This window comes from Mucilaginibacter yixingensis (assembly GCF_041080815.1).
GTDB lineage: Bacteria > Bacteroidota > Bacteroidia > Sphingobacteriales > Sphingobacteriaceae > Mucilaginibacter > Mucilaginibacter yixingensis.
In genome coordinates, this window is the sequence record NZ_CP160205.1 from 1,587,761 (window position 1) to 1,613,409 (window position 25,649).

The 25,649-nt window shown below is 45.3% G+C and carries 26 protein-coding genes and 1 tRNA gene; 19 read left to right on the forward strand and 8 right to left on the reverse strand.

Translation table 11 applies throughout. The features are described from left to right. Window positions 1-279: 279 nt before the first annotated feature. Entirely contained in the window at window positions 280-1,263 is a 984-nt protein-coding gene (locus ABZR88_RS06415; RefSeq protein ID WP_107828243.1) for an NAD(P)H-quinone oxidoreductase, read from the reverse strand. 176 nt (window positions 1,264-1,439) lie between these two features. On the opposite strand from ABZR88_RS06415, the gene ABZR88_RS06420 reads away from it, so the two are divergent. The 4 genes from ABZR88_RS06420 to obgE all read left to right on the forward strand — a co-directional run bounded on the left by ABZR88_RS06420 (window position 1,440) and on the right by obgE (window position 3,821). Next, the gene (locus tag ABZR88_RS06420; RefSeq protein WP_107828242.1) at window positions 1,440-1,901 is read left to right on the forward strand and encodes a redoxin domain-containing protein; all 462 of its coding nucleotides are present in this window, start codon (window positions 1,440-1,442) and stop codon (window positions 1,899-1,901) included. Window positions 1,902-2,004: 103 nt separating this feature from the next. Then, window positions 2,005-2,078: transfer RNA gene (locus ABZR88_RS06425), tRNA-Arg, on the forward strand. Window positions 2,079-2,142: 64 nt separating this feature from the next. After that, window positions 2,143-2,724, forward strand: coding sequence for an adenylate kinase (locus tag ABZR88_RS06430; RefSeq protein WP_107828241.1), 582 nt, complete (start codon window positions 2,143-2,145; stop codon window positions 2,722-2,724). A 95-nt stretch (window positions 2,725-2,819) separates the two neighbouring features. Then, on the forward strand, window positions 2,820-3,821 hold the full coding sequence (gene obgE, locus ABZR88_RS06435) for a GTPase ObgE (RefSeq protein ID WP_107828240.1): 1,002 nt from the start codon (window positions 2,820-2,822) through the stop codon (window positions 3,819-3,821). Between the two features lie 86 nt (window positions 3,822-3,907). Here the strand turns inward: obgE and ABZR88_RS06440 are convergent, their stop codons facing one another. Continuing rightward, the gene (locus tag ABZR88_RS06440) at window positions 3,908-4,303 is read right to left on the reverse strand and encodes a hypothetical protein (RefSeq protein ID WP_107828239.1); all 396 of its coding nucleotides are present in this window, start codon (window positions 4,301-4,303) and stop codon (window positions 3,908-3,910) included. A 17-nt stretch (window positions 4,304-4,320) separates the two neighbouring features. Further along, window positions 4,321-5,010, reverse strand: a complete 690-nt coding sequence (locus ABZR88_RS06445) for an MgtC/SapB family protein (RefSeq protein ID WP_211309784.1) — start codon at window positions 5,008-5,010, stop codon at window positions 4,321-4,323. 68 nt (window positions 5,011-5,078) lie between these two features. Here ABZR88_RS06445 and ABZR88_RS06450 point away from each other — a divergent pair, with 68 nt between their 5' ends. From ABZR88_RS06450 to ABZR88_RS06465, 4 genes are all read left to right on the forward strand, one after another. Further along, entirely contained in the window at window positions 5,079-5,507 is a 429-nt protein-coding gene (locus tag ABZR88_RS06450; protein WP_107828238.1) for a hypothetical protein, read from the forward strand. A gap of 364 nt (window positions 5,508-5,871) precedes the next feature. Next, window positions 5,872-7,401, forward strand: coding sequence for a glutamine-hydrolyzing GMP synthase (guaA, locus tag ABZR88_RS06455; protein WP_107828236.1), 1,530 nt, complete (start codon window positions 5,872-5,874; stop codon window positions 7,399-7,401). Further along, window positions 7,358-8,605, forward strand: a complete 1,248-nt coding sequence (locus tag ABZR88_RS06460) for an ABC transporter substrate-binding protein (RefSeq protein WP_107828235.1) — start codon at window positions 7,358-7,360, stop codon at window positions 8,603-8,605. Before guaA ends, ABZR88_RS06460 begins: the two co-directional genes overlap by 44 nt. Beyond that, the gene (locus ABZR88_RS06465) at window positions 8,602-9,768 is read left to right on the forward strand and encodes an RNA methyltransferase (RefSeq protein ID WP_107828234.1); all 1,167 of its coding nucleotides are present in this window, start codon (window positions 8,602-8,604) and stop codon (window positions 9,766-9,768) included. Before ABZR88_RS06460 ends, ABZR88_RS06465 begins: the two co-directional genes overlap by 4 nt. Before the next feature lie 143 nt (window positions 9,769-9,911). Here the strand turns inward: ABZR88_RS06465 and ABZR88_RS06470 are convergent, their stop codons facing one another. Next, on the reverse strand, window positions 9,912-10,334 hold the full coding sequence (locus ABZR88_RS06470; RefSeq protein ID WP_107828233.1) for a thioesterase family protein: 423 nt from the start codon (window positions 10,332-10,334) through the stop codon (window positions 9,912-9,914). Window positions 10,335-10,452: 118 nt separating this feature from the next. Here ABZR88_RS06470 and ABZR88_RS06475 point away from each other — a divergent pair, with 118 nt between their 5' ends. The 6 genes from ABZR88_RS06475 to rpe all read left to right on the forward strand — a co-directional run bounded on the left by ABZR88_RS06475 (window position 10,453) and on the right by rpe (window position 15,842). Then, complete coding sequence (locus ABZR88_RS06475) at window positions 10,453-10,683, forward strand: hypothetical protein (protein ID WP_107828232.1); 231 nt, start codon at window positions 10,453-10,455, stop codon at window positions 10,681-10,683. A gap of 170 nt (window positions 10,684-10,853) precedes the next feature. Then, window positions 10,854-11,807, forward strand: a complete 954-nt coding sequence (locus ABZR88_RS06480; RefSeq protein WP_107828231.1) for an adenylyltransferase/cytidyltransferase family protein — start codon at window positions 10,854-10,856, stop codon at window positions 11,805-11,807. Window positions 11,808-11,902: 95 nt separating this feature from the next. After that, window positions 11,903-12,181: a 30S ribosomal protein S15 gene (gene rpsO / locus ABZR88_RS06485; RefSeq protein ID WP_107828230.1), complete on the forward strand. Its 279-nt coding sequence runs from the start codon at window positions 11,903-11,905 to the stop codon at window positions 12,179-12,181. 129 nt (window positions 12,182-12,310) lie between these two features. After that, window positions 12,311-14,446: a polyribonucleotide nucleotidyltransferase gene (pnp, locus tag ABZR88_RS06490; protein ID WP_107828229.1), complete on the forward strand. Its 2,136-nt coding sequence runs from the start codon at window positions 12,311-12,313 to the stop codon at window positions 14,444-14,446. 164 nt (window positions 14,447-14,610) lie between these two features. Beyond that, window positions 14,611-14,877 (forward strand): hypothetical protein, encoded by a 267-nt coding sequence (locus ABZR88_RS06495; protein ID WP_107828228.1) that lies wholly within the window; start codon window positions 14,611-14,613, stop codon window positions 14,875-14,877. 308 nt (window positions 14,878-15,185) lie between these two features. Then, a complete protein-coding gene (gene rpe, locus ABZR88_RS06500) occupies window positions 15,186-15,842 on the forward strand; it encodes a ribulose-phosphate 3-epimerase (protein WP_107828227.1) in 657 nt (218 codons plus the stop codon). Window positions 15,843-15,917: 75 nt separating this feature from the next. Here rpe and ABZR88_RS06505 read toward each other — a convergent pair whose 3' ends face one another. Then, window positions 15,918-16,289: a DMT family protein gene (locus ABZR88_RS06505; RefSeq protein ID WP_107828226.1), complete on the reverse strand. Its 372-nt coding sequence runs from the start codon at window positions 16,287-16,289 to the stop codon at window positions 15,918-15,920. A gap of 103 nt (window positions 16,290-16,392) precedes the next feature. Further along, complete coding sequence (locus tag ABZR88_RS06510) at window positions 16,393-17,868, reverse strand: ATP-binding cassette domain-containing protein (RefSeq protein WP_245917024.1); 1,476 nt, start codon at window positions 17,866-17,868, stop codon at window positions 16,393-16,395. 122 nt (window positions 17,869-17,990) lie between these two features. Between ABZR88_RS06510 and ABZR88_RS06515 the strand changes: the two genes are divergently transcribed. The 3 genes from ABZR88_RS06515 (at window position 17,991) to ABZR88_RS06525 (ending at window position 20,349) form a co-directional block, all read left to right on the forward strand. Then, window positions 17,991-18,152: a phosphatidate cytidylyltransferase gene (locus ABZR88_RS06515; protein WP_107828225.1), complete on the forward strand. Its 162-nt coding sequence runs from the start codon at window positions 17,991-17,993 to the stop codon at window positions 18,150-18,152. Window positions 18,153-18,226: 74 nt separating this feature from the next. Continuing rightward, window positions 18,227-18,691, forward strand: a complete 465-nt coding sequence (locus ABZR88_RS06520; protein ID WP_107828224.1) for a PA2169 family four-helix-bundle protein — start codon at window positions 18,227-18,229, stop codon at window positions 18,689-18,691. 314 nt (window positions 18,692-19,005) lie between these two features. Beyond that, the gene (locus tag ABZR88_RS06525) at window positions 19,006-20,349 is read left to right on the forward strand and encodes a GH1 family beta-glucosidase (protein WP_107828222.1); all 1,344 of its coding nucleotides are present in this window, start codon (window positions 19,006-19,008) and stop codon (window positions 20,347-20,349) included. Here the strand turns inward: ABZR88_RS06525 and ABZR88_RS06530 are convergent, their stop codons facing one another. Together ABZR88_RS06530 and ABZR88_RS06535 are read right to left on the reverse strand one after the other, a co-directional pair. Then, a complete protein-coding gene (locus ABZR88_RS06530; protein WP_170113582.1) occupies window positions 20,350-22,320 on the reverse strand; it encodes a tetratricopeptide repeat-containing sensor histidine kinase in 1,971 nt (656 codons plus the stop codon). Window positions 22,321-22,576: 256 nt separating this feature from the next. Further along, the gene (locus ABZR88_RS06535; protein ID WP_107828220.1) at window positions 22,577-23,758 is read right to left on the reverse strand and encodes an acyl-CoA dehydrogenase family protein; all 1,182 of its coding nucleotides are present in this window, start codon (window positions 23,756-23,758) and stop codon (window positions 22,577-22,579) included. Between the two features lie 115 nt (window positions 23,759-23,873). Between ABZR88_RS06535 and folB the strand changes: the two genes are divergently transcribed. Both folB and ABZR88_RS06545 read left to right on the forward strand, forming a co-directional pair. Continuing rightward, window positions 23,874-24,236 (forward strand): dihydroneopterin aldolase, encoded by a 363-nt coding sequence (folB, locus tag ABZR88_RS06540; RefSeq protein ID WP_107828219.1) that lies wholly within the window; start codon window positions 23,874-23,876, stop codon window positions 24,234-24,236. Continuing rightward, window positions 24,236-25,633 carry an FAD-binding oxidoreductase gene (locus tag ABZR88_RS06545; protein ID WP_107828218.1) on the forward strand — a complete coding sequence of 466 codons (1,398 nt, stop codon included), beginning with the start codon at window positions 24,236-24,238 and terminating at the stop codon, window positions 25,631-25,633. Before folB ends, ABZR88_RS06545 begins: the two co-directional genes overlap by 1 nt. Window positions 25,634-25,649: the final 16 nt, after the last annotated feature.

Sequence of the window (25,649 nt, forward strand, 5' to 3'; positions counted from 1 at the left end):
AAAAGCAGAGACTTTTTTGAAGAAAGTGATCATTACGCCCGAAAATCGTTCGGGCAAAAATTTTGATCGACAGAATAATATTCTGAAGAATAAACTAACGACCAGAAGAGTCTTTTTTGATTTGGACAGCCAAGTGTAAAATTCTGGAAACGCAATGTTGGTTTGGGCTTAGCTGTTTTGAAGATATTTTAGTGACAGATTGTCATTTGACTGACATTTTCTTTTTACGATGGTTGAATTAACCACTGGTTACTGACAAGGGCTGCCAAATACTGACATTTAATGAAATGTCAGTATAATCTTGCCAATGTGTTCACTGCTTTCCATTAATGTATGTGCCATGCCAGCTTTTTCGGCAGGGAAGGTTTTATATATAATAGGTTTAATTTGTCTGCTTGCTATAAGCGGCCAGATATGGGTTTCCAGTTTGCGGGCTACGGCACTTTTAAAGGCGGTGTCGCGAGGCCGCAGGGTAGAGCCGGTTATGGTGAGGCGTTTCTGCATAACCGGCGATAAGTCTACGTTTACTTTACTGCCTTTCATGGTGTTAATCATCACCAGCCGGCCTTCCGGCGCCAGCGAAGCAAGGTTGTCTGGCGTGTAATCGCCGCCAACCATATCCAATATCACGTCAACGCCTTGGCCGTTGGTAAGGCGGGCAATTTCCTGTTTAAAATTTTGAGTTTTGTAGTTAATAGCAGCACCGGCGCCGAGTTGTACACAGAAGCGGCATTTGTCATCGCTGCCTGCCGTTGCGTAAACCTTGCTGCCTAATGCGGTTGCCATTTGTATGGCTGCCACGCCTATACCGCTGCTGCCGCCATGTATTAAGAGTGTTTCGCTAGGTTGCAGGTGGGCGCGGTCAAATACGTTGCTCCAAACGGTAAAGAATGTTTCAGGTAGCGAAGCGGCCTCGATCATATTTAAGCCATCGGGGAGGGGAAGGCATTGACCTTCAGGAGCGGTGCAGTACTCGGCATAGCCTCCGCCGGTTACCAGGGCACAAACTTTATCGCCAATATGCCAGCGGGAGACATGATCGCCCAAGGCTACAACCTCTCCCGCAACTTCCAGTCCGGGTATATCCTGAACGGTCCACACTGGCGGCGGGTAGTGGCCTTTACGTTGAGATATATCAGGCCGGTTAACGCCTGCAGCGTGCACTTTTATTAGTACCTCGCCTGCGGCTGGCGTGGGTTGCGGGCGTTCTGTCGGTTGCAAAACTTCAGGGCCGCCCGGTTGGGTGATGATGATGGCTTTCATTGTTGTGTAATTTATATAAAGCAACCCTGTATTAATCATTCATATTAACAAATGCTGCATTGCTGCTGTTTGATGCCTGTTGCTCCTAATTGGTTTGTGTGGATTTTGTATTGAACAGAAAACAATCAGAATAAAAATGCTTTCTTTGTTTACCCTAAATAATATTTCAAAAACCTATGTCTATACAAGTTGGCCAGTCTGCACCGCAGTTTACGCTGGTATCGTCTGATCTGAAAGAAGTTTCATTGTCTGATTTTAAAGGAAAAAAAGTAATACTGCATTTCTTTCCGCTGGCATTTACCGGTGTTTGTACCACGCAATTGTGCACCATGCGCGATAACTTTGGTTATTATGATGAGCATAATGCCGAGCTTATTGCTATCTCTGTAGATTCTCCTTTTACTTTGGCGCGCTTTAAAGAGGCTAATAACTATCAGTTTACCCTGTTATCAGATTTTAACAAAGAAGTGTCTGCCGCTTATGGTGCCTTGTACGATCAATTTGTGTTTAATATGAAGGGTGTTTCTAAGCGCGCGGCCTTTGTTATTGACGAAAATCAGCAGGTAATTTATGCCGAGGTATTAGAGTCTGCAGGTAATCTGCCTGATTTTGATGCAATTGCAGAAAAAGTAAAATAATTTTAAAAATTTATTTGAAATCACTGAACTATTCTTCTACCTTTGCAGTCCGCTAAACGAGGTAAGACACACACCAAATATAGCGGGAGTTATTTAAATAACGGCACTTGTAGCTCAACTGGATAGAGCATCTCACTACGGATGAGAAGGTTTGGGGTTCGAATCCCTACAAGTGCACTTAATTGCGAGCCTTTCTGTATATCTATTATGCTGAAAGGCTTTTTAACTTTTAAAACACAGGATGCTAAACTTAGTACTGTTTGGCCCTCCCGGCGCCGGGAAAGGCACACAATCCCAAAAACTTATTGAAAAATACGGTCTGATTCACCTCTCAACCGGCGATCTGTTACGTGGCGAGATTGCTCAAGGCACTGTACTTGGTCTTGAAGCTAAGAAGTTGATGGACGACGGCAAATTAGTACCGGATGAGGTAGTGATTGGCATGATCAGCAACAAACTGGATGCTAACAAACAAGCCCACGGTTTTATTTTTGACGGTTTCCCACGTACCGTAGCTCAGGCTGCAGCGCTGGATAACCTGATGGAAACTAAAGACGGTGGCATCTCTGGCATGGTTGCCCTTGAGGTAAACGATGACGAGCTGCTGAAACGCTTGCTGTTGCGCGGTAAAGATTCAGGTCGTGCAGACGATCAAAACCCTGAGGTTATTGGCAAACGTATTAAAGAGTATAACGATAAAACTGCTCCGGTTGCCGATTTCTATAAAGGACAAAATAAGTTCCAAAGCATTAACGGCATTGGTTCTGTAGATGAGATATTTGATGCCATTTGCTCGATTGTAGACAAGTGGGATAAGAAATAACTTTTTTTAACGAAACATAACGGTAAAGTCCGGAGTTGTAAGCAGCAAATGCCCAGGCTTCGGACTTTACTGACTTTAAGACCAGCTATTTAATTATGCCTCAGGGTTCAAACTTCGTAGATTATGTAAAGATCTGTTGTCGCTCCGGTCACGGTGGGGCTGGTTCTGCACATTTGCACCGCGATAAGCACACCGCCAAAGGTGGTCCTGATGGTGGTGATGGTGGTCGTGGCGGTCACGTGATTGTTAAAGGCAACGCCCAGTTGTGGACGCTGCTGCACCTTAAATACCGCAAACACGTTATAGCCGGTAATGGCGAACCGGGCGGCAGTTCGCTTAAAAGTGGTAAAACCGGTCAGGATGAGATTTTGGAAGTTCCACTAGGAACTATCGCCAAAGATGCCGAGACCGGTGAGATTCTTTTTGAAATCAACGAGGATGGCGAGACTCGTATTCTGACCGATGGCGGTCGCGGCGGATTGGGTAACTGGCACTTTAAATCGGCCACGTTGCAAACTCCGCGCTTTGCGCAACCAGGCGAACCCGGCCAGGAGGTATGGAATGTTCTTGAGCTGAAATTACTGGCCGATGTTGGCTTGGTAGGTTTCCCAAATGCGGGTAAATCAACCTTACTGTCGGTGGTATCTGCTGCCAAACCGGAGATTGCTGATTATGCTTTTACTACAATAGTACCCAACTTGGGTATTGTGGCTTATCGCGATAGCAAATCTTTTGTAATGGCCGATATTCCGGGGATCATCGAAGGGGCATCGCAAGGCAAAGGTTTGGGTTTCCGTTTCCTTCGCCATATCGAGCGTAACTCTGTGTTGTTGTTTATGGTGCCTGCCGATACCAATCGTACCATTCAAGAGGAATACGAAATATTACTGAGCGAGCTGGAAGCATACAATCCAGAACTTATCCATAAACCCCGCGTGCTGGCCGTAACCAAAACCGACCTGCTCGACGATGAACTGCAACAAGAAATGCAGGCCCAACTGCCAAAGGGCATCCCGGCGATATTTATCTCTTCAGTAGCCCAAAAAGGCATTGACAAGCTGAAGGATCTGTTGTGGACAGAGATTAATAAGGGGTAATACTTAATTAAAAGCCCTGTCATTGCGAGGAACGAAGCAATGACAGGGCTTTTTTGAATATTATTAAAGAGTGGCGGTTGGTGTTCCTACGGTTCTATCAACTTCAATAATTCCTCCGGCGTTTTATAAATTGCTCCTTTATATCTGGTCTCGCTAACACCTACACAGGCGGTATCCGTTTTATTATCGGCATGTGTGAGGATGATGCGAGCGCGTACATCTAAGCCAGTATCATCTGTGCCGGTGAGTTTATCCAAAATATGGGTTACACTATCAATTCCCTTTTGGCTAACTATAGTCAAGCTCGGTGCATCTTTAAAATACTGATCAAAGTTGTCGCACGTTATTTTGAACAGTGTTTGCCTGCCCAGTTCGGTATGCTTAATAACAATGCTTCTTACAGGGTTTTCAGGTTGATGACTGCAAGCCGTAAATAATAAGCCCAGGGAACCAAGAAGAAATAGGGGAGTTAATCTTTTCATTTTATAAGTAGAATAGGTTACATCATTAATAAGGTTACTTCGCGCACGCCTTTTAGTTTTCGCAATGTCTCAATCATGGCCATCGGGTCAACGTTACTAAAAGCATTTTTCTCCAGCGAGATCCGCATCTCATCCAAATCTTCTTCAAAAGCCGGAGTTACACTAATCTGACGATATTTTACGTGGTTTTCTCTCAACGCGTCTTCAATATGTTGCAGGCTCACCTCTTTACGTTCCAGCCTGATGGTAAATCCCTTGAATTTTTCCTTATTGATAAAGCGGGTTTCCAGTGGTTTAATCAGTGCCAGTATGATCCACACCGCTATGGTGGTAAAACCGGCAGCTAGGTAAAGCCCTCCACCGCAGGCCAGGCCAATGGCCGCTACGGTCCATAAGCCGGCGGCAGTGGTTAGTCCGCGCACCACTTCCTGTCGTAAAAAAAGAATGGTGCCCGCGCCAAGGAAGCCAATGCCGCTCACTACCTGCGCTGCCACGCGCGATGGATCAAGATTATAGCCCGGCTTGCCCACCACGCCTGCAAATCCATAAGCAGAAACAATCATAATCAGTGCTGCACCCAGGCATACCAGCATGTGCGTGCGCAAACCGGCGGCCCACTCATGCTTCTGCCGTTCAAAGCCAACGATGGCGCCTAATAGAATGGCAGCAGATAAACGGATGAGTAGCTCGGTGGTGGGAAGTATCATAATTGGCTAACGCGATATCAAAGGTGACGTTTTTCAAATTTAATTTTTTTGTGCACATTTAACATCTTATGCAACCTAAGCTCATCAAAAAACTAACACTGTTGGTTAGTATAACCGTCTTTGTCGTATCGTTAGCGCTGCCTTGTTTTCAAACAGAGAGTAGCGGGTGGACAAATGGCATAACAGTATTTTTGTTCGGGGCTTTTGGTTTTATCATGATATGCAAGGCTTATATTAGTTGGTTTGCTAACCCCGTTCTTTTGTGGTCGTGGTACATGTTGCGAAAAGATCAAGGAAAAGCACTTACTTTAAGTTTGATTGCCCCGGTGCTGGCTATCACATTTCTGTTTTGCGATGAAATTTTTGCCAACGAAGGTGGTAGCACTACACCGATCACCGCGGTAGGTATAGGTTATTGGTTATGGTTGGGCAGTATGATGGTTATGTTAGTAGGTAATATTTTATTGGTTAGGAAACATCAGCAAGAAACAGTATAATTATGAAGAGGATCCCTAAACCAATACTCTTTACGCTTATATATTATATAGTAGCCGCGCTGTTAGGTTTTTATTTTGGTACATCCAAAAGTTTTAAAAGCGGTCCATGCACTCCTGATCTAGATATTATGTGGCCTCTTTTCGTTTTTCTGGGGTCGATAGTGCTTACCTTAATTTACTTTTTGAAGTTCTCCTTGAAAAAAAGGCGTATTAATTTATATATAGCCCTTATTCATCTGGCCGTATTGCTTGGTTTTGTGCTTTTACTTGTTGTCGATAGTAGAGGTACCCATTAAGAAATTGAGATTCCTCAAAATCTCAAATCTCTCTCCCCAAATATCATATCTAAAAACTATCTTTGCCCATGCAAGAAAAAATCCTCATTCTTGACTTCGGCTCACAATTCACTCAACTTATCGCCCGCCGTGTCAGAGAACTCAGTATCTATTGCGAGATTCATCCATACAACAATCCGCCAGTAATTGACGAAACCGTAAAAGGTATCATTCTTTCAGGTAGCCCGTTTTCGGTGCGCCAGGAAGATGCGCCTCATTATGATTTTAAAGCATCGCACGGCACACTGCCAATTTTGGGCGTTTGCTACGGTGCGCAGTACATGGCGCATTTTAACGGTGGCGAGGTGTTACCATCAAGCACCCGCGAGTATGGTCGTGCTAATTTGCAATACATTAAAAAAGATAATCCGCTTTTTAAAGATGTTCCTGAAGGCTCGCAGGTTTGGATGTCGCATGGCGATACCATTGCCAGCATTGCGGCCGATTATGAAGTGATTGCCAGCACCGATAGCGTGAAGGTTGCTGCCTACCAGATCAGCGGAACGCAGACTTATGGTATTCAGTTCCACCCGGAAGTAACTCACAGTATTGACGGTAAACAACTGATCCAGAACTTCCTGGTTGACATTTGCGGTTGCTCGCAAGATTGGACGCCAGACTCGTTCATCGAAACAACCATCGCCGGTTTGAAAGAAAAACTGGGTGATGATAAAGTGGTATTAGGCCTGTCAGGCGGTGTTGATTCATCGGTAGCGGCCGTGTTGCTGCACCATGCCATCGGCAAAAACCTGTACTGTATTTTTGTTGATAACGGCCTGCTGCGTAAAGACGAGTTTGAGAGCGTGCTGGAATCATACAAGCACATGGGCTTGAACGTAAAAGGTGTGGATGCTAAACAGCGTTTCTATGATGCGCTGGTTGGATTGATAGACCCAGAGCATAAACGCAAGGCTATTGGCCGTGTGTTTATCGATGTATTTGATGACGAAGCGCACCAGGTGCAGGATGTAAAATGGCTGGGCCAGGGTACTATTTATCCAGACGTGATTGAGTCGGTATCGGTTAAAGGTCCGTCGGCTACCATTAAATCGCACCATAACGTGGGCGGTTTGCCAGATTTTATGAAACTGAAAGTGGTTGAGCCGCTAAACACCCTGTTTAAAGACGAGGTGCGTAAAGTAGGTAAGGCCCTGGGTATAGATAATAATATTTTAGGTAGGCACCCGTTCCCGGGTCCGGGCCTGGGCATCAGGATCTTAGGCGAAGTAACGCAGGAGAAAGTGCGCATTTTGCAAGAGGCTGATGCAATTTATATCAACAATTTGCGCAGTGCCGGTGTTTATGATAAGGTTTGGCAGGCAGGCACCATCTTCTTACCAGTACAATCGGTAGGGGTAATGGGCGATGAGCGTACCTATGAGCACGTTGTTGCCCTGCGCGCGGTAGAATCACTGGACGGTATGACAGCCGATTGGTGCCATTTACCTTATGATCTGCTGGCCAAAATTTCAAACGAGATCATTAACAACGTAAAAGGCATAAACAGGGTAGTGTATGATATCAGTTCAAAACCGCCTGCCACCATTGAGTGGGAATAAATGGCCGCTGTTTTGGCTGAGCGCATTGCTGCTGGCCGGTTGCGGACCGAAGCTTAACCCGGTTAACACGCCCGTAAAAAAGGCTGATACCGTGGCTACGGCCTCAAAAACTACGCAAGCTAAGCCTGTGGCAGAGCCTGCTTACCGCCCGACCATTGCATTGATATTGCCTTTTAACCTGGATAGAATAAACCTCTCGCCGGCTGCCGGCAAAGAGGGCATTGCCAAGGCCGACCTGGCCGGCGATTATTACGAAGGTTTTCGCCTGGCGCTGGATTCGCTCACAGCGTCAGGCTATAATTTTAAGCTGCAGGTTTTTGATTCTAAGGATGAGAACGCACAGGCCTATAACCTGGCGCTCAATACCCGCGTACGCACAGCTAATATTATTGTGGGTCCGGTGTATCCCGAAGGATTGAGAAGCTTTTCATCCGCCTCTGGAGCGTTAAGGAGGCTTACTATTTCGCCGCTTTCGCCGGCATCGCCTGCAGACTATAAAAATCCGTACCTGGTTACCATGATGCCGCCACTGCAATACCATAGCCGCAGGGCTGCTGCTTATGTGGTGGATAATTTGAAAGCGCAGAAGGTATTTATCCTAAAATCGGGCTATACCGAGGATAATAAATATACCCTTCCTTTTACCCGCGCTATTGATAGCCTGAGTAAGAAAAAGGTTAAAGTGGTAACCGTAACCGTTGTGCGCGGTAATTTGAAAGCGCTGGTGCCGCAGCTTTCTAATAAAGAAGAGAACGTTTTTGTGGTGCCATCAACCAATCAGCAGTTTTTGCAGGTAACACTGCACTCGCTGGATACGCTGAACAGGCATTTTCCGGTAACACTGATTGGTCACCCGAGTTGGGAGAAGGTGAAGTTTTTAAATGCAGGATTGTTGCAACGCTTGCGCACGGTGATTACCTCTACCGATAGGGTGAACTATCATCATGCAGATGTGGTCAACTTTATAAAAGCTTATCGTAAGAAATATCACTCAGAACCAGGCGAGTATGCCTTTAAGGGTTTTGATGAAGGCATGTACACGGGGCAACTGGTTGCTGCAAAGCAAACAACACCCGCCGCCATGCAGGATTATAAAGGCTTGCACAATTCTTTCCATTTTGAAAATATTGGGGCAGAAGGATGGGTGAACACGCACGTTAATTTGTACAAATACATTAATTTTGAGCTAAAACAGGTAGAATGAAGGCTCTGAATCAGCTCAAAACCTTTCAGCGATTGCTAAGCGAGTATCCGGAAGATACACCGTTAAATAAATTTCTACCTGGCTTTTATCGCCAGAACAAGCAAATGGGCTCTACCGATAGAAAGGTGGCCAGCCGTTTGATCTATAATTACTTTCGCCTGGGCAATGCCCTGGCCAATCACCCTCCAGAAGAACGCCTGGTTGTTGCCGAGTTTTTGTGTAATACGCAGGTTAACTCTTTTATACAGCATTTTAAGCCGGAGTGGGCGTTGTGTATTGATTTTTCGGCAGATCAAAAGCTGCAGATGATCAAGACCGCCTATCCTGATTTTAAACTGGAAGATGTTTTTCCGTGGACTGATCAACTTTCTGCGGATATTGATCAGCAGGCTTTTCTTAAATCATTCTTTACCCAGCCAGATCTGTTTATCCGCGTGCGTCGTGGATTTGAGTCGCAGGTAAAACAGGCGCTTACCAAAGCCAACGTTGCTTTTAAAGACGAAGGCAACAACTGTTATGCCCTGCCCAACGGCACCAAGCTGGATGGTATTTTTGCTGACGAGCATTGGGTTGAGGTGCAGGATTATTCATCACAACAAACAGCCCGATACTTTCGCCCTGAGCAATGGGATAACTGGTGGGATGCCTGCGCGGCATCTGGCGGTAAATCACTGTTGTTACATGAGTTGCAGCCCAATCTAAAATTGGTGGTGTCAGACGTGCGCGAGTCTGTTTTAACCAACCTCGACGAACGTTTCCAGCGCGTTGGCTTGCGTCGTTATCAAAAGAAACTGCTCGATCTTACGCAAAATCCCGACCCGGAAATGCATGATTATGCGTTCGACGGTATCATTCTTGACGCGCCTTGCAGTGGCTCAGGCACCTGGGGGCGTACGCCAGAAATGATGAGCCAGTTTGCCGGGGGCAAGATCAATTTCTTTCAGCGCTTGCAGCAGGATATTGTGCGCAACGTAGCAAAATACCTGAAGCCAGGTAAGCCGCTAATCTATATCACCTGCTCTGTTTTTAAAGCTGAGAACGAGGCTGCGGTTGAATTTATTACCCGCGAACTGGGTTTGCAGGTAGAAGAGCAGCAGGTGTTGGCGGGTTATGGAAATAGAGCCGACACCATGTTTGTGGCAAGACTGGTGAAGCCAGAATAGTTTAGTGCTTTTAAGAACTTTGTCATTGCGAGGAACGAAGCAATCTCCTCGTAAGATATTCTAAAAATGCATATCCGCCTTACATGCGACGAGATTGCTTCGTTCCTCGCAATGACAAATTGGTACATTATGATATGGTTTCATTAAACACTATAATGTGCAATCACATCATCCGGCACCTTGGCGCCACGGCCCGTTTGCATGTCTATCATGGTATAATCAAACCAGCCATCGCAGCAAACTTTGCCGGTATCTTTTTTGGTGATGCTGAATTTTACGCGGCAACCTTTATCATTAATGCTCTCAATGCCGGTGGTAACGGTGAAATGATCGCCCATGGTTAGCGCACGCTTGTAATCTACATGCGCGGTTTTTACTACCCAGCCGTAGCCACGCTCCATAAACTTTTCCATGGCCATGCCATAACAGCGCTCCATCTGATCGTAGCGGGCAGCCAGCACATAATCAAAATACTTGCTGTTGTGCACGTGCTGGAACATGTCTATATCATCGGGCCTCACCCTAAACTCGCTTTCAAAGGTGCTGTATGGTTTTGCTTCGGTCATGGGGTAAAGATAGGGGATTATTTCAGGCATTGGGAAACGTTGATTGATTGAGGCGACAGTGGTATTTTAAAGTAGTTTAGCTGGATTTCTATATCTTGACAGAAAAAATCCTTAAACCATGAAGACTGATCTGTATACCAAAGTTATCTTAACCATTATTGCTGCTGCACTTACCGCCAATCTGTTAAAAGGTTTTATTACGCCCGCCCAGGCTGCTACCACAGCTAAGACCGTTACACTGCCTGTTAATGTCGATGGTACTATTGATGTAAATATTAAATCTATTAATACAACCAGTTGGGCTTTCTCCTCTTCGGCAGCCATCCCGGTGGAGATAAAAAATAAATAGGCACTCGCGTTAGGAATTGCAGCGGATATCGGCCTTGTTCAGGGGACTCTTTTGGAGTGGCTAAGGCCCGTGCAGTATGAGCGGAAAGCCCTGGCCGCAGGCAACGCCCCGGTATTTCGCGCTTTGCATCAACAAAAAATCGCCTAACTTGCAATAAATATTGCCGATACATGCATCCTGCAGAGATTAAGCTTCGCCTGGCAGTGCTCGGCGTTCCGGATAGTGTTTACGATCATTACCGCGAGCCGCACCGTCATTATCATACTTTGGCTCATCTGGACGACCTGTTTAAACAGATTAAACAACGTGGATTGGTGGGTGATGATGCCATTTTGCTGGCGGCCGTTTATCATGATGTGATTTATAACCCGCAGTCGGCCACCAATGAAGAGGATTCTGCCAAATACTTTAATGATACTTTTAAAGGCGACAAGGCACTGAAGAAAGAGGTTATAGGCATCATCCTCGATACCAAAACCCATAAACCGGCAACAGACCGCTCGCGGATCTTCTGCGATATGGATCTGGATATTTTGCGCCGACCACTGGGGGAGTTGATTGACTATGAGCATCAGATCTTTAAAGAGTTTCAGTTTGTTGATTACCGGGTATATCAAACCAAGCGTATGGAAGTACTACGTACGCTGCAAGAGCAGGTAGACAACCCGCACCTGGAGGCGCTGATTACTTACGTGGCCAAGCGTCAGCCCAAAATAGGTGTTTACCCGGGTAGCTTTAATCCGTTTCATAAGGGGCATTACAATATTCTGAAAAAGGCAGAGAAGGTTTTTGATAAAGTGATTATTGCCCGCGGTGTCAATCCATCTAAAAATGCTGCCGAGTATGAGTTGCCGGCTATTTTAAAACACCGGCAGTTAGCCAATTACGAAGGCCTGATGACTGATTTTGTAAAGCAGTTGGGGTACCCGGTAACCGTGATCCGTGGATTGCGAAATGGCACCGATCTGCAGGCTGAGCTAAATCAGTACCGCTATCTGCAGGATCTGAGCGCGAACGATATCAGTATCATTTCCATCTTTTGCGACCGGGAGTTTGAACATATTTCAAGCACCGGAATCAGGCAGTTGGCCGTATATGGCAAAGCAGGGGAGTATTTGCTATAAAATGGGGTGATAAACATTGTTGTTGCGTAATTAAAATTTACCTACCTTTGCGCCACAATTAACAATATTTATTAAGCTTTAATATTATTCAAGTAATGTATTTAAGTAAAGAAGTAAAGGCAGAGATCTTTGCAAAACATGGTAGCGCTGCAACCGACACAGGTTCAGCAGAAGGTCAGATCGCGTTGTTCACTCACCGCATTGCTCACTTAACCGGTCACCTTAAGAAAAATAAAAAAGATTTTTCTACCCAGTTATCACTTCAGAAACTGGTAGGTAAACGTCGTGCGCTGCTGGCATACCTGTACAAAAAAGACATCGGAAGATATCGTGCTATCATCAAAGCTCTTGCGCTGAGAGATATCATTAAATAATTCTTTCCTCGTTTCAAAAAAAAGCCGTTCGGAATGTCGAATGGCTTTTTTAATTTGGTCGCAAAAAATAATACATATAATAAACCGGTGCATCCCTAAAGATGAAAGGTGCATCACAACAAAAAACAAATGAGTTATAACGCAATTAAAAAGGTAATTGATTTAGGTGATGGCCGCACCATTGAGATCGAAACCGGTAAACTGGCCAAACAAGCCGATGGCTCGGTAGTAGTAAAAATGGGTGATACCATGCTGCTGGCTACTGTAGTATCTTCGCCGGAAGCAAAAGAAGGTGTTGACTTTCTGCCGCTTTCTGTAGACTACCAGGAGAAATATGCCGCTACAGGCCGTATTCCGGGTGGTTTTTTGCGCAGAGAGGCCCGCTTGTCAGACTATGAGGTTCTGATCTCTCGTCTGGTTGACCGCGCACTGCGCCCGCTGTTCCCTGAAGATTATCATGCTGATACCCAGGTGATGATCTCTTTGATCTCTGCCGATAAAGACATTATGCCAGATGCATTGGCTGGTCTGGCTGCATCTGCTGCCCTGGCTGTTTCTGATATTCCTTTCAACGGTCCAATCTCTGAAGTACGTGTTGCTAAAATTGACGGTCAGCTGGTAATTAACCCTAAGCTGAGCGATTTAGAGCGTGCTACCCTGGAGTTCATCGTTGCCGGTTCTGAGTTTGACATCAACATGGTGGAAGGCGAAGCCGACGAGATCCAAGAAGAAGAAATGGTTGAAGCGTTGAAATTTGCCCACGCTGCCATTAAACACCACTGTTTAGTTCAGCGCGAGTTGACCGAAGCTGTTGGTAAAACTGAAAAACGTACTTATTGCCACGAAAACAGCAATGAAGATCTGAAAAAAGCTATCTACGCTGCTACATATGATCAGGTTTATGCCATCGCTTCTTCTGCTTCTGCAAAAGACGAGCGCGCCGCCAAATTCAAAGAAGTTCGCGATACCTATATCGCTACTCTTGGCGAAATTGACGACGTAACCAAATTCCTGGCTAAAAAATATTACCACGATGTAGAGTATGATGCCATCCGTAACCTTGTATTAGACGAAGGTAAACGTTTGGACGGTCGTACTACTACTCAAATCCGCCCAATCTGGAGCGAAGTTGGTTATCTGCCATCGGCACACGGTTCTGCCATCTTTACCCGTGGCGAAACTCAGTCTTTAACCACAGTAACCCTGGGTGCTAAAGACGACGAGCAGATGATTGACGGTGCCTTCATCAACGGTTATCAGAAATTCTTACTGCACTATAACTTCCCTGGTTTCTCTACCGGTGAGGTTCGCCCTAATCGTGGTGCAGGCCGCCGCGAGATCGGTCACGGTAACCTGGCTATGCGCTCACTGAAAAAAGTATTGCCTGCTGAAGGTGAGAACCCATACACTATCCGTGTGGTATCTGATATCCTGGAGTCAAACGGTTCGTCATCTATGGCAACAGTATGTGCCGGTACGCTGGCGCTGATGGATGCTGGTGTGAAAATTAAATCACCTGTATCTGGTATTGCCATGGGTTTGATCACCAACGAAATGGGTACTAAATACGCTGTATTGTCAGACATTCTTGGCGACGAGGATCACCTGGGTGATATGGACTTTAAAGTAACCGGTACTGAAAATGGTATCGTGGCTTGTCAGATGGACTTAAAGATCAACGGTCTTTCTTACGAAGTTTTAGCTCAGGCATTAAATCAGGCTAAAGCTGGTCGTCTGCACATCCTTGGCGAAATGAAGAAAACGCTGGAGCAGGCGCGTGAAGATTACAAACCACACGCACCACGCATCGTTCAGCTGAAAATTGATAAAGAATTTATCGGTGCTGTTATCGGCCCAGGTGGTAAAATCATCCAGGAGATGCAGCGTGAAACCGGCGCTACCATCAACATCGAAGAGAAAGACAATCAAGGTATTGTACAGATCTTCGCTGCTAACAAAACTGCTATCGATGATGCTGTAGGCCGTATCAGAGCCATCGCTATGAAACCAGAGGTAGGCGAGGTTTACGAAGGTAAAGTACGCTCAATTATGCCTTTCGGTGCGTTTATTGAGATTATGCCTGGTAAAGATGGTCTGCTGCACATTTCAGAGATTGACCACCGCCGTATCGAAACCATGGACGGTGTATTTGAAATTGGCGAGCTGGTAAAAGTAAAACTGCTTGATATTGACAAGCAAGGTAAACTAAAACTATCGCGCAAAGTATTATTACCAAAACCGGAAAAACCCGCTGCACAAGCGTAATAAATACAAAAATTTAAAAAAAGTAGAACCCCTTAACCAAGGGGTTTTGCTTTTTTAAGAAAAAATCAAAATATTTAAAACAAAAACCATAAGTTAAACTTTACCTAATGGTAAGGTAAGAGATAAAAAACGCTAGCCTAGGCCCCAAAGCTGTATTGCCGGAGATGACTGTTGATAATAAGGACCCATTAGATTTTCTGAACAACGCGGTTGGGCGGCCCGGAGCGCAAACCGATCTGATTCAATCACTACTGTACGAGATCATCAGGGTTAAAGAACTGATCAAGTACTACAATGGTATACCTAATGGCGCCGGCCAGTTAGGCGCGTCTATATTACATGAGCTGGTAGCTGAAGCCTACAAATCCCTGGTAAATTACGATACCGAACTGATGCGTAAATATTACGATCTGCTGCAGAACTGTGACTGATTCGATAGTCATCGGTCGGTGATCATTGTTTTTCCTTTTTATTTTCGCGTTATATTTAGATAATCAAGACGTCATTGCGAGGTACGAAGCAATCTCTGCGCAGGACGATCAGATATGCACTTCTACCTTGCATTTACAGAGATTGCTTCGTTCCTCGCAATGACGTGGAGGGTTTGGCGTTGCAAACCTCTATACAAGTAAATATGTATTTAATCTGATAGGGGATAGTCATGTTTAATGGTATGCAGAAATATACCTGTAGCATCAACGCTATTGCTATATTTGCGCCATTAAACTACTAATGCCCAATGACCACTGACCACTTAATTGCCCCATCTATTTTAGCAGCTGATTTTGCCAACCTGCAACGCGATATTGAAATGATTAATAACAGCGTGGCCGATTGGATACATGTTGATGTGATGGACGGCGTTTTTGTGCCCAATATATCATTTGGTTTCCCGGTGGTAAAGGCTGTACAGCAACATGCTAAAAAGCCGCTCAACGTGCATTTGATGATCACCGACCCTGATCGCTATCTGCAAGCTTTTAAAGATGTAGGTGCCGATCACATCGTTGTACATCTTGAGGCCTGCACGCACCTACACCGTACCATACATGCTATTAAAGATCTGGGCTGCCTGGCCGGTGTGGCACTCAACCCGCATACGCCGATTGCTTTGCTGGAAGATATTATTGAGGACGTAGATATTGTGCTCCTGATGTCTGTAAATCCTGGTTTCGGCGGACAGGCGTTTATTCCTAACACCTACAAAAAGATCAAGCAGCTAAGAGCAATGGCCCAGGAGCGTAACCCCGATCTGTTTATAGAGATTGATGGCGGCGTATCTCAAAGCAACGCTAAAGAATTATTAGAAGCTGGTGCCAACGTGCTGATTGCCGGTAATTTTGTTTTTAGCGCGAAAGATCAGCTGGCTACAATTGCTGAATTGAAGAATATTTAGAAAAAAATAGTTTAAAAGCAGCAGCCAGGAAGAACACATCTTGAATCTTGCTTCTAAATTCTTGTTTCTAATCAATCACCATTTCTTAAATATCACAAACACCGCCAGCACTATCAGCGCAAAGCCCAGTAGGTGATTCCAGGCCAGTTTTTCTGTTTTAAAGAAAACCAGGGTGAACACCATAAATATGGTAAGCGTAATGGCCTCCTGTATGGTTTTAAGCTGTACTAAGCTAAACGGACCGCCGTCGCCCTTAAACCCTGCACGGTTGGCCGGTACCTGAAACATATACTCAAAAAACGCCATTCCCCAGCTGATCAGGATGATGCTCAGCAGCCCGAGGTTTTTACCCCACGAAAACTCTTTGAACTTTAAATGCCCGTACCAGGCAAAAGTCATAAACGTATTAGAAATGATGAGGAATGTTATGGTTTTAAGTGCGCGCATGGTAGTAGATGTGCAAATGTGCAGATGATATTACATGAAATTTAATTCATTGTTTTAGAATTATTCATCCTTTTTACATCCGCACACCTACGCATTCATTATATTAAACAACCCGTCCGCCTTCAAGCTTTAGCGCCTTGTCCACACATTGTGGTATTTGGTGGGTGTAGTGTGTTACATAAATTAATGAAATATTGGTTTTTGCGCAAATGGCATCAACTAGCTCCTTAAAATATTGCTGCTGATGCTCGTCCAGCCCCTGGCAAGGTTCATCTAAAATGAGTAATGCAGGGTTTTTAATCATGGCACGGGCCAGCAAACATAAGCGTTGCGCACTAGCCGGAATGTATTTGAGTAGCTTATGTGCGTATTTGTCAATCTCCAGCAGTTTCATCCATTCCATGGCGCGGGCAGCCTTTTCCTTGTCCGACGGGCGGAACAGGCCCACTGTATCAAAATAACCAGACTCTATGGCCTGTAAACAATTGCTTTCTGCGGGGAAATATTGGAAGAGCTCTGGCGAGATAAAGCCTGTTTTCTTTTTAATATCCCAAATGCTCTCGCCGCTGCCGCGTTTTTTATCAAACAGCATAATATCGTTGGCGTAGGCTTGCGGGTTATCTCCATTAATTAAACTCAGTAGGGTAGACTTACCCGCACCGTTATGACCTAACAGCGCCCAGCGCTCGCCCTGTTTTATTTCCCAATTAACGTTATCAAGTATTACTTTCTCGCCATAGCGGATGGTTACGTTGCGCATGCGCACCATATAATCAAATGGTTGGGCAGGATAATGATCCAGCAGGGGAGTAATATCAGCCTTAAAAATGCCCTGCTCATGCTCGGCGAAGGCATCGGCATTGAATGTGTTTTTATCGGTCTCGGTAACGCTGCCATTTTTAATCATGGCAATGTGGGTAATGGCGTCGGGTATTTCGGTGGCGCTGGTTACCATTACAATGCCAATTCCTGTTGATGCGATGAGGTTAATAATGCTGCTAAACTTTCCCCGCGTTTCTATATCCAGTCCTGCAAGCGGGTTATCCAATAACAGTAGCAACGGATTTTTCATCAACGCGGCGGCAATCATCAGGCGTTTGGTTTCACCGTTAGAGAGCTTGATGAGCTGCTTATCGGCCAGTGGTTTTAGTTGCATCAGGTCAATCGCCCTGTCGGCCGTCCAGCCGTGGGTAACCGGTGTTTGGTGATTCACGCTTTCCAGGTATTCCTGTACGGTTAGCGCATCTTCAGAGTCCGACGAATTGTAGCGTTGCTGATAATAAAATTCAGTAGTGTTAGAGAGGTTACGGAAATGGTGACGCGATGATACAAAAGCAATCAGCTGATGATAGTCGGTTGTCTCGGGCTGATAGTCTGTCAGGTTGCGTTCAACTGTGCCGCTGCGCAATTGCAGGTTGCCGGCAATGGCTTGCAGCAAGGTGGTTTTACCAGATCCGCTGGCGCCAACTATGGCCCAGTGCTGCCCTGGCTCAATTTGCAGATTAACGTTATTGAGCAGATTGTTGCCCATGTAGCCGATGCCGGCATTGCTGATGTTGATATAAGGAGTAACAGGCATATGTGTGGGCAAAATAAAAGTTTTTAAATCAGCAAACCATGTTTTATTTATCTGAAAGGGCCAAAACTTATCATTATCGCCGCTGTTAACATCAAATATCTACCCAGAAACATTTATCAACTATGAGAAAGTTAAACATATCCTTGTTACTGGTGGCCATTGCCACCATGAGCGGCTGCCAGGTTATTGGCGGTATTTTTAAAGCCGGTATGGCAGTAGGTATTATTGCGGTACTAATTGTGGTTTTCCTGATTATCTGGCTGGTTTCGGCATTCAGGAAGTAGGGCATTTTTAGAGAACGATTTAATAAACACTTTTGATTTTGAGGTGTTTAAGAAATATAAATCAACAAAGGGCCATGGAAACAACAACAGTAACAATTGAAGACCTGAACGATTTGATTCAGATTCATAATGATCGGATAGTTGGCTATGAACGTGCTTTAAAAGATTTAAAAAACGAACACGCAGAACTGCACCGCGAGTTTATCAATATGATAAAAGAAAGCCATCAGTCTAAGATGGAGCTGGCCACAGAAGTAGCTGCCCTGGGCGGCGAGATTGAGACCGGTACCACCATGAGTGGCAAGATACATCGCGCCTGGATAAGGATGATGGATATGTTTAGTCATAAAACCGCAAAATCTGTATTGGAGCATTGTGAGTTTGGCGAAGATGCCATGCTGAAAGCTTATGATACAGCGCTGGACGATGAGGCATTGCCATCATACATACGCGAGATTGTTAGCCGGCAGCAAACTGCAATGCGTGCCGCATACAATAGAATTAAAGCGCTGCGCGATGCTGAAAGAGAGCAATCATAACATGAAGAAAAATGGGAAAACTATACTTTGGCGTCCGGCCGGTCCGGGCGCTTGCTTTTCCATTGGGCTGTAGTGTGTTAACAATAACATTACATGGATGTCATTATAGTTTAAAGCTTGCAGACTATCTTTAGGTATTAACACCACAGTCATGAAAATAATTGCAAAAATTTTAAGCTTGATCACTATTGTTCGTGAGCGGATTGTGTTGAAAAGCATGGGTTCTTCTTTCATGCACTAAAAGAAAACGCTAAAGATATTTTATATCTTCCGGCAATAATGATATCATTGAGCTGCCAATGGCTCAATTTTAGATGAGAGAAAAACTTAGCAAACAGCTTTTCGGGGAGGATTTTGCCTGGGGCGTGTCTACAGCTGCTTTCCAGACAGAGGGTGCATTTCAGGATGAGGGAAAAAGCCTGTCTATCTGGGATGTTTTTACCAATAAAAAAGGGCGGATCAAAAATGGCGAAAACGCCTGTACCGCCTGCGATTTTTACTACCGCTATCGCGATGATATTGACATCATCAAATCATTAAATATTCCAAACTTTCGTTTTTCTATCGCCTGGACGCGCATTTTGCCCGACGGCACCGGCAGGGTAAATCAGGCCGGGATAGATCATTATAACCGCGTAATAGATTATTGCCTGGAACAAGGCATTGAGCCCTGGCCAACCATCTATCACTGGGATTTGCCGCAGGTACTGGAAGATAAAGGTGGGTGGACAAACCGCGAGGTTGTTCAATGGTTTACAGAGTTTGTAGCCGTTTGCGCGCAAAGCTTTGGCGATAGGGTAAAGCATTGGATGGTAATGAACGAGCCAGCGGTATTTACCGGAGCCGGTTATTTTTTAGGTTTGCATGCGCCCGGTCGCACCGGATTGAAAAACTTTTTGCCTGCCATCCATCACGTAGTATTAAGCATGGTAGCAGGGGGGCGTAAATTGCGCGAATTGCTGCCAGATGCAAACATCGGTACTACATTTTCGTGCTCAGCTATCGAGCCTTACTCGCAGAAGCCGCGCGATATAGCTGCCGCCCAACGTGCCGATGCCTTAGTGAACCGTTTATTTATTGAGCCGATATTGGGCCTGGGGTATCCAGATAAGGAGGTCACTGCGCTAAAAGGCATCAGCAAATACAAGCTGCCGGGTGATGAGGAAAACATGAGCTTTGATTTTGATTTCATCGGTATACAAAACTACACCCGTGAGCTGGTTAAATTTTCCATATTCACGCCCTATGTTTATGCCAGGCTGGTAAAAGCTACCGAGCGCAATGTATCCACTACGCTGATGGGGTGGGAAGTACACCCTGAGGCTATTTATCAGGTGCTGAAAAAATTTGACGCTTACGAGAAGATCAAGTCTATCTACGTTACTGAAAATGGTGCTGCTTTTCATGATGAGATGGTGGATGAAGCCATTAATGATCAAGAACGTCAGGATTACCTGCAGAGCCACATTAGCCAGGTATTACGCGCTAAAAACGACGGTATTAAGGTAAAGGGCTATTTTATTTGGACGTTAACCGACAATTTTGAGTGGGCCGAAGGTTATCATCCGCGTTTTGGGTTGATCCATATTGATTTTAAAAATCAAAAACGGACGGTAAAAGCTTCAGGCAGGTGGTATGCCGATTTTTTGAAAGGTTAGTTACTGCTTGCTGTAAATTAGGTTAGCAGGTGCATCCACTTTATCTAACTGGATAAAGAAAGTAGTGCCGTCGGCAGTATTGCTTTCAAACCAGATTTTTCCATTGTGACGCTCAATGATCTGCCGGCAGATGGAAAGACCCAGCCCGAATGATTTTTCGCCCAGGGTGCCGGGGCGTTTGGCATCGGTAAACATGTTGAATATTTTGCTCTTGCTTTCTTCGGGTATACCAATACCACGGTCGTTCACCGAGATGCAGACGCCGCCATTGGTACGTGCAATCTCTACCTTAATCACCGCACCAATCGGGCTGAATTTAATAGCGTTACTAATGAGATTACTGATTACCCGCCAGATCTTCTCACGGCTGATCATTAACTCTTCGGGCGTATCCAGCGTTTGCAGCATTATTTTTTGATTCTTCTCGGCTGCCTTAAAACGCATCAGTTCAACGCTGTTATTAAGTAGGGAATTGATGTCTACCGGTTGTTTAGTGAGCTCATTATTAGAACTGTTGGTAGCTTCCAGAATTTCGTTAATCAGTTCAAGCGAATCATGTGCAGTCTCCTTTACTATCTTCAATAGCTCAACCTGCTCAGCCGTGTAATCGGTGTCTTCAATCATGGCACTGGTAAGGGAGGCAATTCCGCCCAGCGGATTACGCAGATCATGTGCAACCGTGCGCAAAATCCGGTCTTTCTCCTGGCTGCTCAGTTCCAGTTCGTCCAGTGTTTTTTCCAGATCAGTTTTTTGGGCGGTAATCTTTTCGTTCAATGCAGAAATCATGATGTTTTCTGTATTAGAACGACGCCAGTTGCGATAAATAAGCAGAATAATGATGGTAGACATGCAAATGAAGATCACCGAGGCATACACATAAATACGCTGCCTGTTCTGCAATGATACTATCTGATATTGTTTTTCCAGATCGGCCATGCGTTCGTTCACATTGTTGGCCTTTAAAACGCGGTTATCTTCTGTTAAAGAGTCTTTAATTTGATGGTAACGCTCCACAAAAGGGAGTGCTGCTGCCTGGTTGTTTATGGCTTTATAGTAGTTGCCCGTTAATAAATTATAACCGGCATCAACATCGGCACTTGGGGCGCTTTCCAGTTGGGCGCGTAGCTTTTCAAGTAATGACTTTAGCTGTCCAAAATCCTTCTGCGACAAGTAAAGTTGCCCCAGCCTGATCTCTGAGAGTTCGGCATCGTGGTTGTCATTCCCCTTACGGATGTTAACATCGATGCTTTTTGTAAGCATGTCAATAGCTTCTGCAATATGGCCTTGTTTGCTTAATACATCGGCCATATTGCCGTAAATAACGGCCTTGGCTACATTTAGCACTTCTTTGCGCGCTTCCAGGTACGGAGCCCCTCCTTCGTCAATAAACTGAAGCGCTTTGTGGAAATAAACTTCGGCACTGTCTAGCTGCTTGTTATTACGATAGCTGAGCGCAATATTATCTAATACCTCTTGCTGGCGGTAAAACATAATAAACTCGCCCTTGCATTGCTGGTTTTGATCAAAGCTTTGCTTAAAATATTTAATGGCATATTTATAATTGCCCTGTTTGTAGGTGATCATTCCCATACGATAGGTATAATCAGACAGGGTGCAATTATTAAAATCATTTTTACCTATAAGGTAGCCTTTATAATAACTGTTATAAGATTCGGTGTAGCGTTCCAGGTCAAAAAGTGCATCGCCGCGGGCAAAATTGGCTTCGGCATAGAAAGTGCTATACCTGCTTTTTTCTGGCGTATTTTCTATCAGCAACAGCATGCTATCGGCATAAGCCAGTGCTTTTTCTGGTTTTTGCTGGGTCTTGCTGTAGTAATAATGCCTGATGCTATATATCCTGAAGCGGTCTGCTACGGTAAGATTAGACAGGTTCTGTACCGATGAATCTAAATAATGCATGCCCTCTTTTAGCCGGTTTTGCTCATACAGGTGGCTAACAGAATCAAACACAGGCTTAAAACCTTTAGAAAACTCGTAATTATAATCGCGTTTTGAATTGCACGACGAGATGATTGCTACTGTTAGTAAACACAGCCCTGTAATAAGGGAAAATGGCTGTAAAAGCCGGGCAGGTTTCTGAACAGGATTAGGGAGCATTAGCTAAATAACGTAAACAAATATAACATGCAGTTAATGCTTATCCAACAGGAAATAGCAATAATATTCGTATGGGTTGTTTTTGATTTTTCCTGTAGATTTATAAAATTTACTTAAAGGCATCAAGGCCGGTGATGTCATAACCGGTGATTAACAGGTGAATATCATGCGTTCCTTCATAGGTAATTACCGACTCGAGGTTCATCATGTGGCGCATAATTGAATACTCGCCAGTAATACCCATGCCGCCCAAAATCTGCCGGGCCTCACGCGCTACATTGATGGCTGTTTCTACACTGTTACGCTTGGCCATAGATATTTGTGCCGGCGTTGCACGGTTCTCACTTTTCAGCGTTCCCAGTCGCCAGACAAGTAGCTGACCTTTGGTGATCTCCGTAATCATTTCTGCCAGCTTTTTTTGCTGTAACTGGAAACCAGCTATGGGTCTGTCAAATTGAACACGTTCTTTGGCGTAACGCAGGGCGGTGTCATAACAATCCATGGCTGCACCCAAAGCGCCCCAAGCAATGCCGTAACGTGCCTGGTTTAGGCATCCCAGCGGCCCTTTGATGCCTGATACGTTAGGCAGCAGATTCTCTTTTGGCACTTTCACATGGTCAAATACCAACTCGCCGGTGGCCGATGCGCGTAGCGACCATTTGTTGTGAGTTTCGGGCGTGCTGAAGCCTTCCATGCCGCGCTCTACAATCAATCCTCTGATTTTTCCTTCCTCATCTTTCGCCCAAACAACGGCTATATCTGCAAATGGCGCGTTAGAGATCCACATTTTGGCGCCGTTAAGCAGGTAGTGATCGCCCGCATCCTTGAAGTTGGTGACCATGCCGCCGGGATTAGAACCATGATCGGGCTCTGTTAGTCCGAAGCAGCCGATTAATTCTCCGGCGGCCAGTTTGGGTAAGTATTTCTTTTTCTGCTCCTCAGAGCCGTATGCGTAGACGGGGTACATCACCAATGATCCCTGTACCGATGCGGTAGAGCGGATGCCTGAGTCGCCACGCTCTATTTCCTGCATCATGATGCCGTAGGCGGTATAATCCAAACCGGCGCCGCCGTATGCTGTTGGGATGGTGGGACCGAAGGCGCCTAGTTCAGCCAGTCCTTTCAGTAGTTGCTTCGGGAACTCGGCGCGCTGCGCGTAATCTTCAATAATAGGCGACACCTCTTTCTTTACCCAGTCGCGCACGCTACTGCGGATCAGCTTGTGCTCGTCGCTCAGCAATTCATCCATTAAATAATAATCGGGCGATTCAAAAAGATCAGTACGAGGCATACAATTGGTGTTTGAGTGTAAACAAAGCTAACGAAAAACCCCTTATCCCCCTAAAGGGCGAATTATTATTAAAGGTTGATAAAAAACTATTTCTTTGCGGTTCAATTAATTGGTTATGATGAAGATCAGCTTGCATGAGGCTAAGTTTTTTGCCAATCATGGTTTTTATCCCGAAGAACAACTGTTGGGAACACATTTTGTGGTGAATATTGATGTAGAGTTTGAACCAGAAAGAGGTGTGCTGACAGATGAGCTTACCGATACGGTGAATTACATGCAGCTTTATGCTATTGCCGCCGATGAGATGAAGCAGACCAAAAAACTGCTGGAGGCTGTTGCCGGTGAAATAATAGACCGCATTCGCGCCAGCTTTCCTTATCTGCACAGCATCAGGGTAGAACTGAAAAAGTTGAACCCGCCGTTGGCCGGTCCGGTCGGTTACACCGCTGTAACGCTTACAGATATTAAAAAAGACTAATGGACTACAACCGCATAACCCCTGAAATACTGTTTGAAATTACCGCTGTTGTGGGTAACGAGAACGTGCTGACCCAACGGTCTGAAATGGAAAACTATAGCCATGACGAAACCGAGGATCTGCATTTTTATCCCGAGGTAGTAGTGAAGCCCGCTACACCCGAGCAGGTATCGGTCTTATTAAAACTTTGTAACCAGCATCTTATTCCCGTTACGCCGCGCGGTGCGGGTACGGGCCTGAGTGGAGGCGCTTTGCCTGTAAAAGGTGGTGTGTTGCTGGCCATGGAGCGTTTTAACAGAATTATAGAGATTGATGAGCAGAGCCTGCAAGCCACGGTTGAGCCCGGCGTAATTACCGAGGTGTTTATGAACGCGGTTGCACAAAAAGGTTTGCTTTACCCTGTTGATCCGGCTAGTAAGGGCAGTTGTTTTATTGGAGGCAACGTGTCGCACGGTTCGGGCGGGCCGAGGGTGGTGAAATATGGAACTATCCGTGAGTATATTCTGAATTTGCAGGTGGTGTTGACCAATGGCGATATTATCTGGACTGGTGCCAATACGCTTAAATATGCTTCTGGTTATAATTTAACTCAGTTGATGATTGGCAGCGAAGGGACGCTGGGAGTTGTTACCAAAATTGTGACTAAACTGATACCTGCACCTACACAGGATGTGCTGATGCTGGCGTCGTTTCCGGATAATAACGCGGCTTGTGCGGCAGTGTCGGCTATATTTAGGGCAGGGGTAGTGCCATCGGCATTGGAGTTTATGGAACGCAGGGGAGTGGAGTGGGTGATAGCACACGACGGAATTGTTTTTGATTTAAAAGATGATGCCGGTGCCTTTCTGCTGATTGAGGTAGACGGTACCAACCAGGAGCAGATTTTTGCTGAATGCGAAAAAATTAACGTTGTGCTGGAAGAATTTGGTTGCAAGGATGTGCTCTTTGCTGATTCATCGGCTCAGAAAGAAGAACTTTGGCGAATGCGCCGGGTGATGGGGATCTCGGTAAAATCAAACTCGGTTTATAAAGAAGAAGACACTGTTGTCCCTCGCGCTGAACTGCCGCGATTGATAAAAGGCATAAAAGAAACTGGAGCCAGGTACGGCTTTGAATCGGTTTGTTATGGCCACGCGGGTGATGGTAACCTGCACGTTAACATCATTAAAGGCGGGATGAGTGACGAAGATTGGAATACCAAACTGAAGGACGGCATCCGCGAAATATTTGAACTCACCGTTTCGCTGGGTGGCACACTGAGCGGCGAGCACGGTATTGGCCTGGTACAAAAAGAGTTTATGCCGATAAAATATTCAGAAACGCACTTTAGCCTGATGCGTAGTATTAAGGCGGTGTTTGACCCGAAAGGGATCCTAAATCCAGGGAAGATATTTTAATTTCAGAATTCGGATG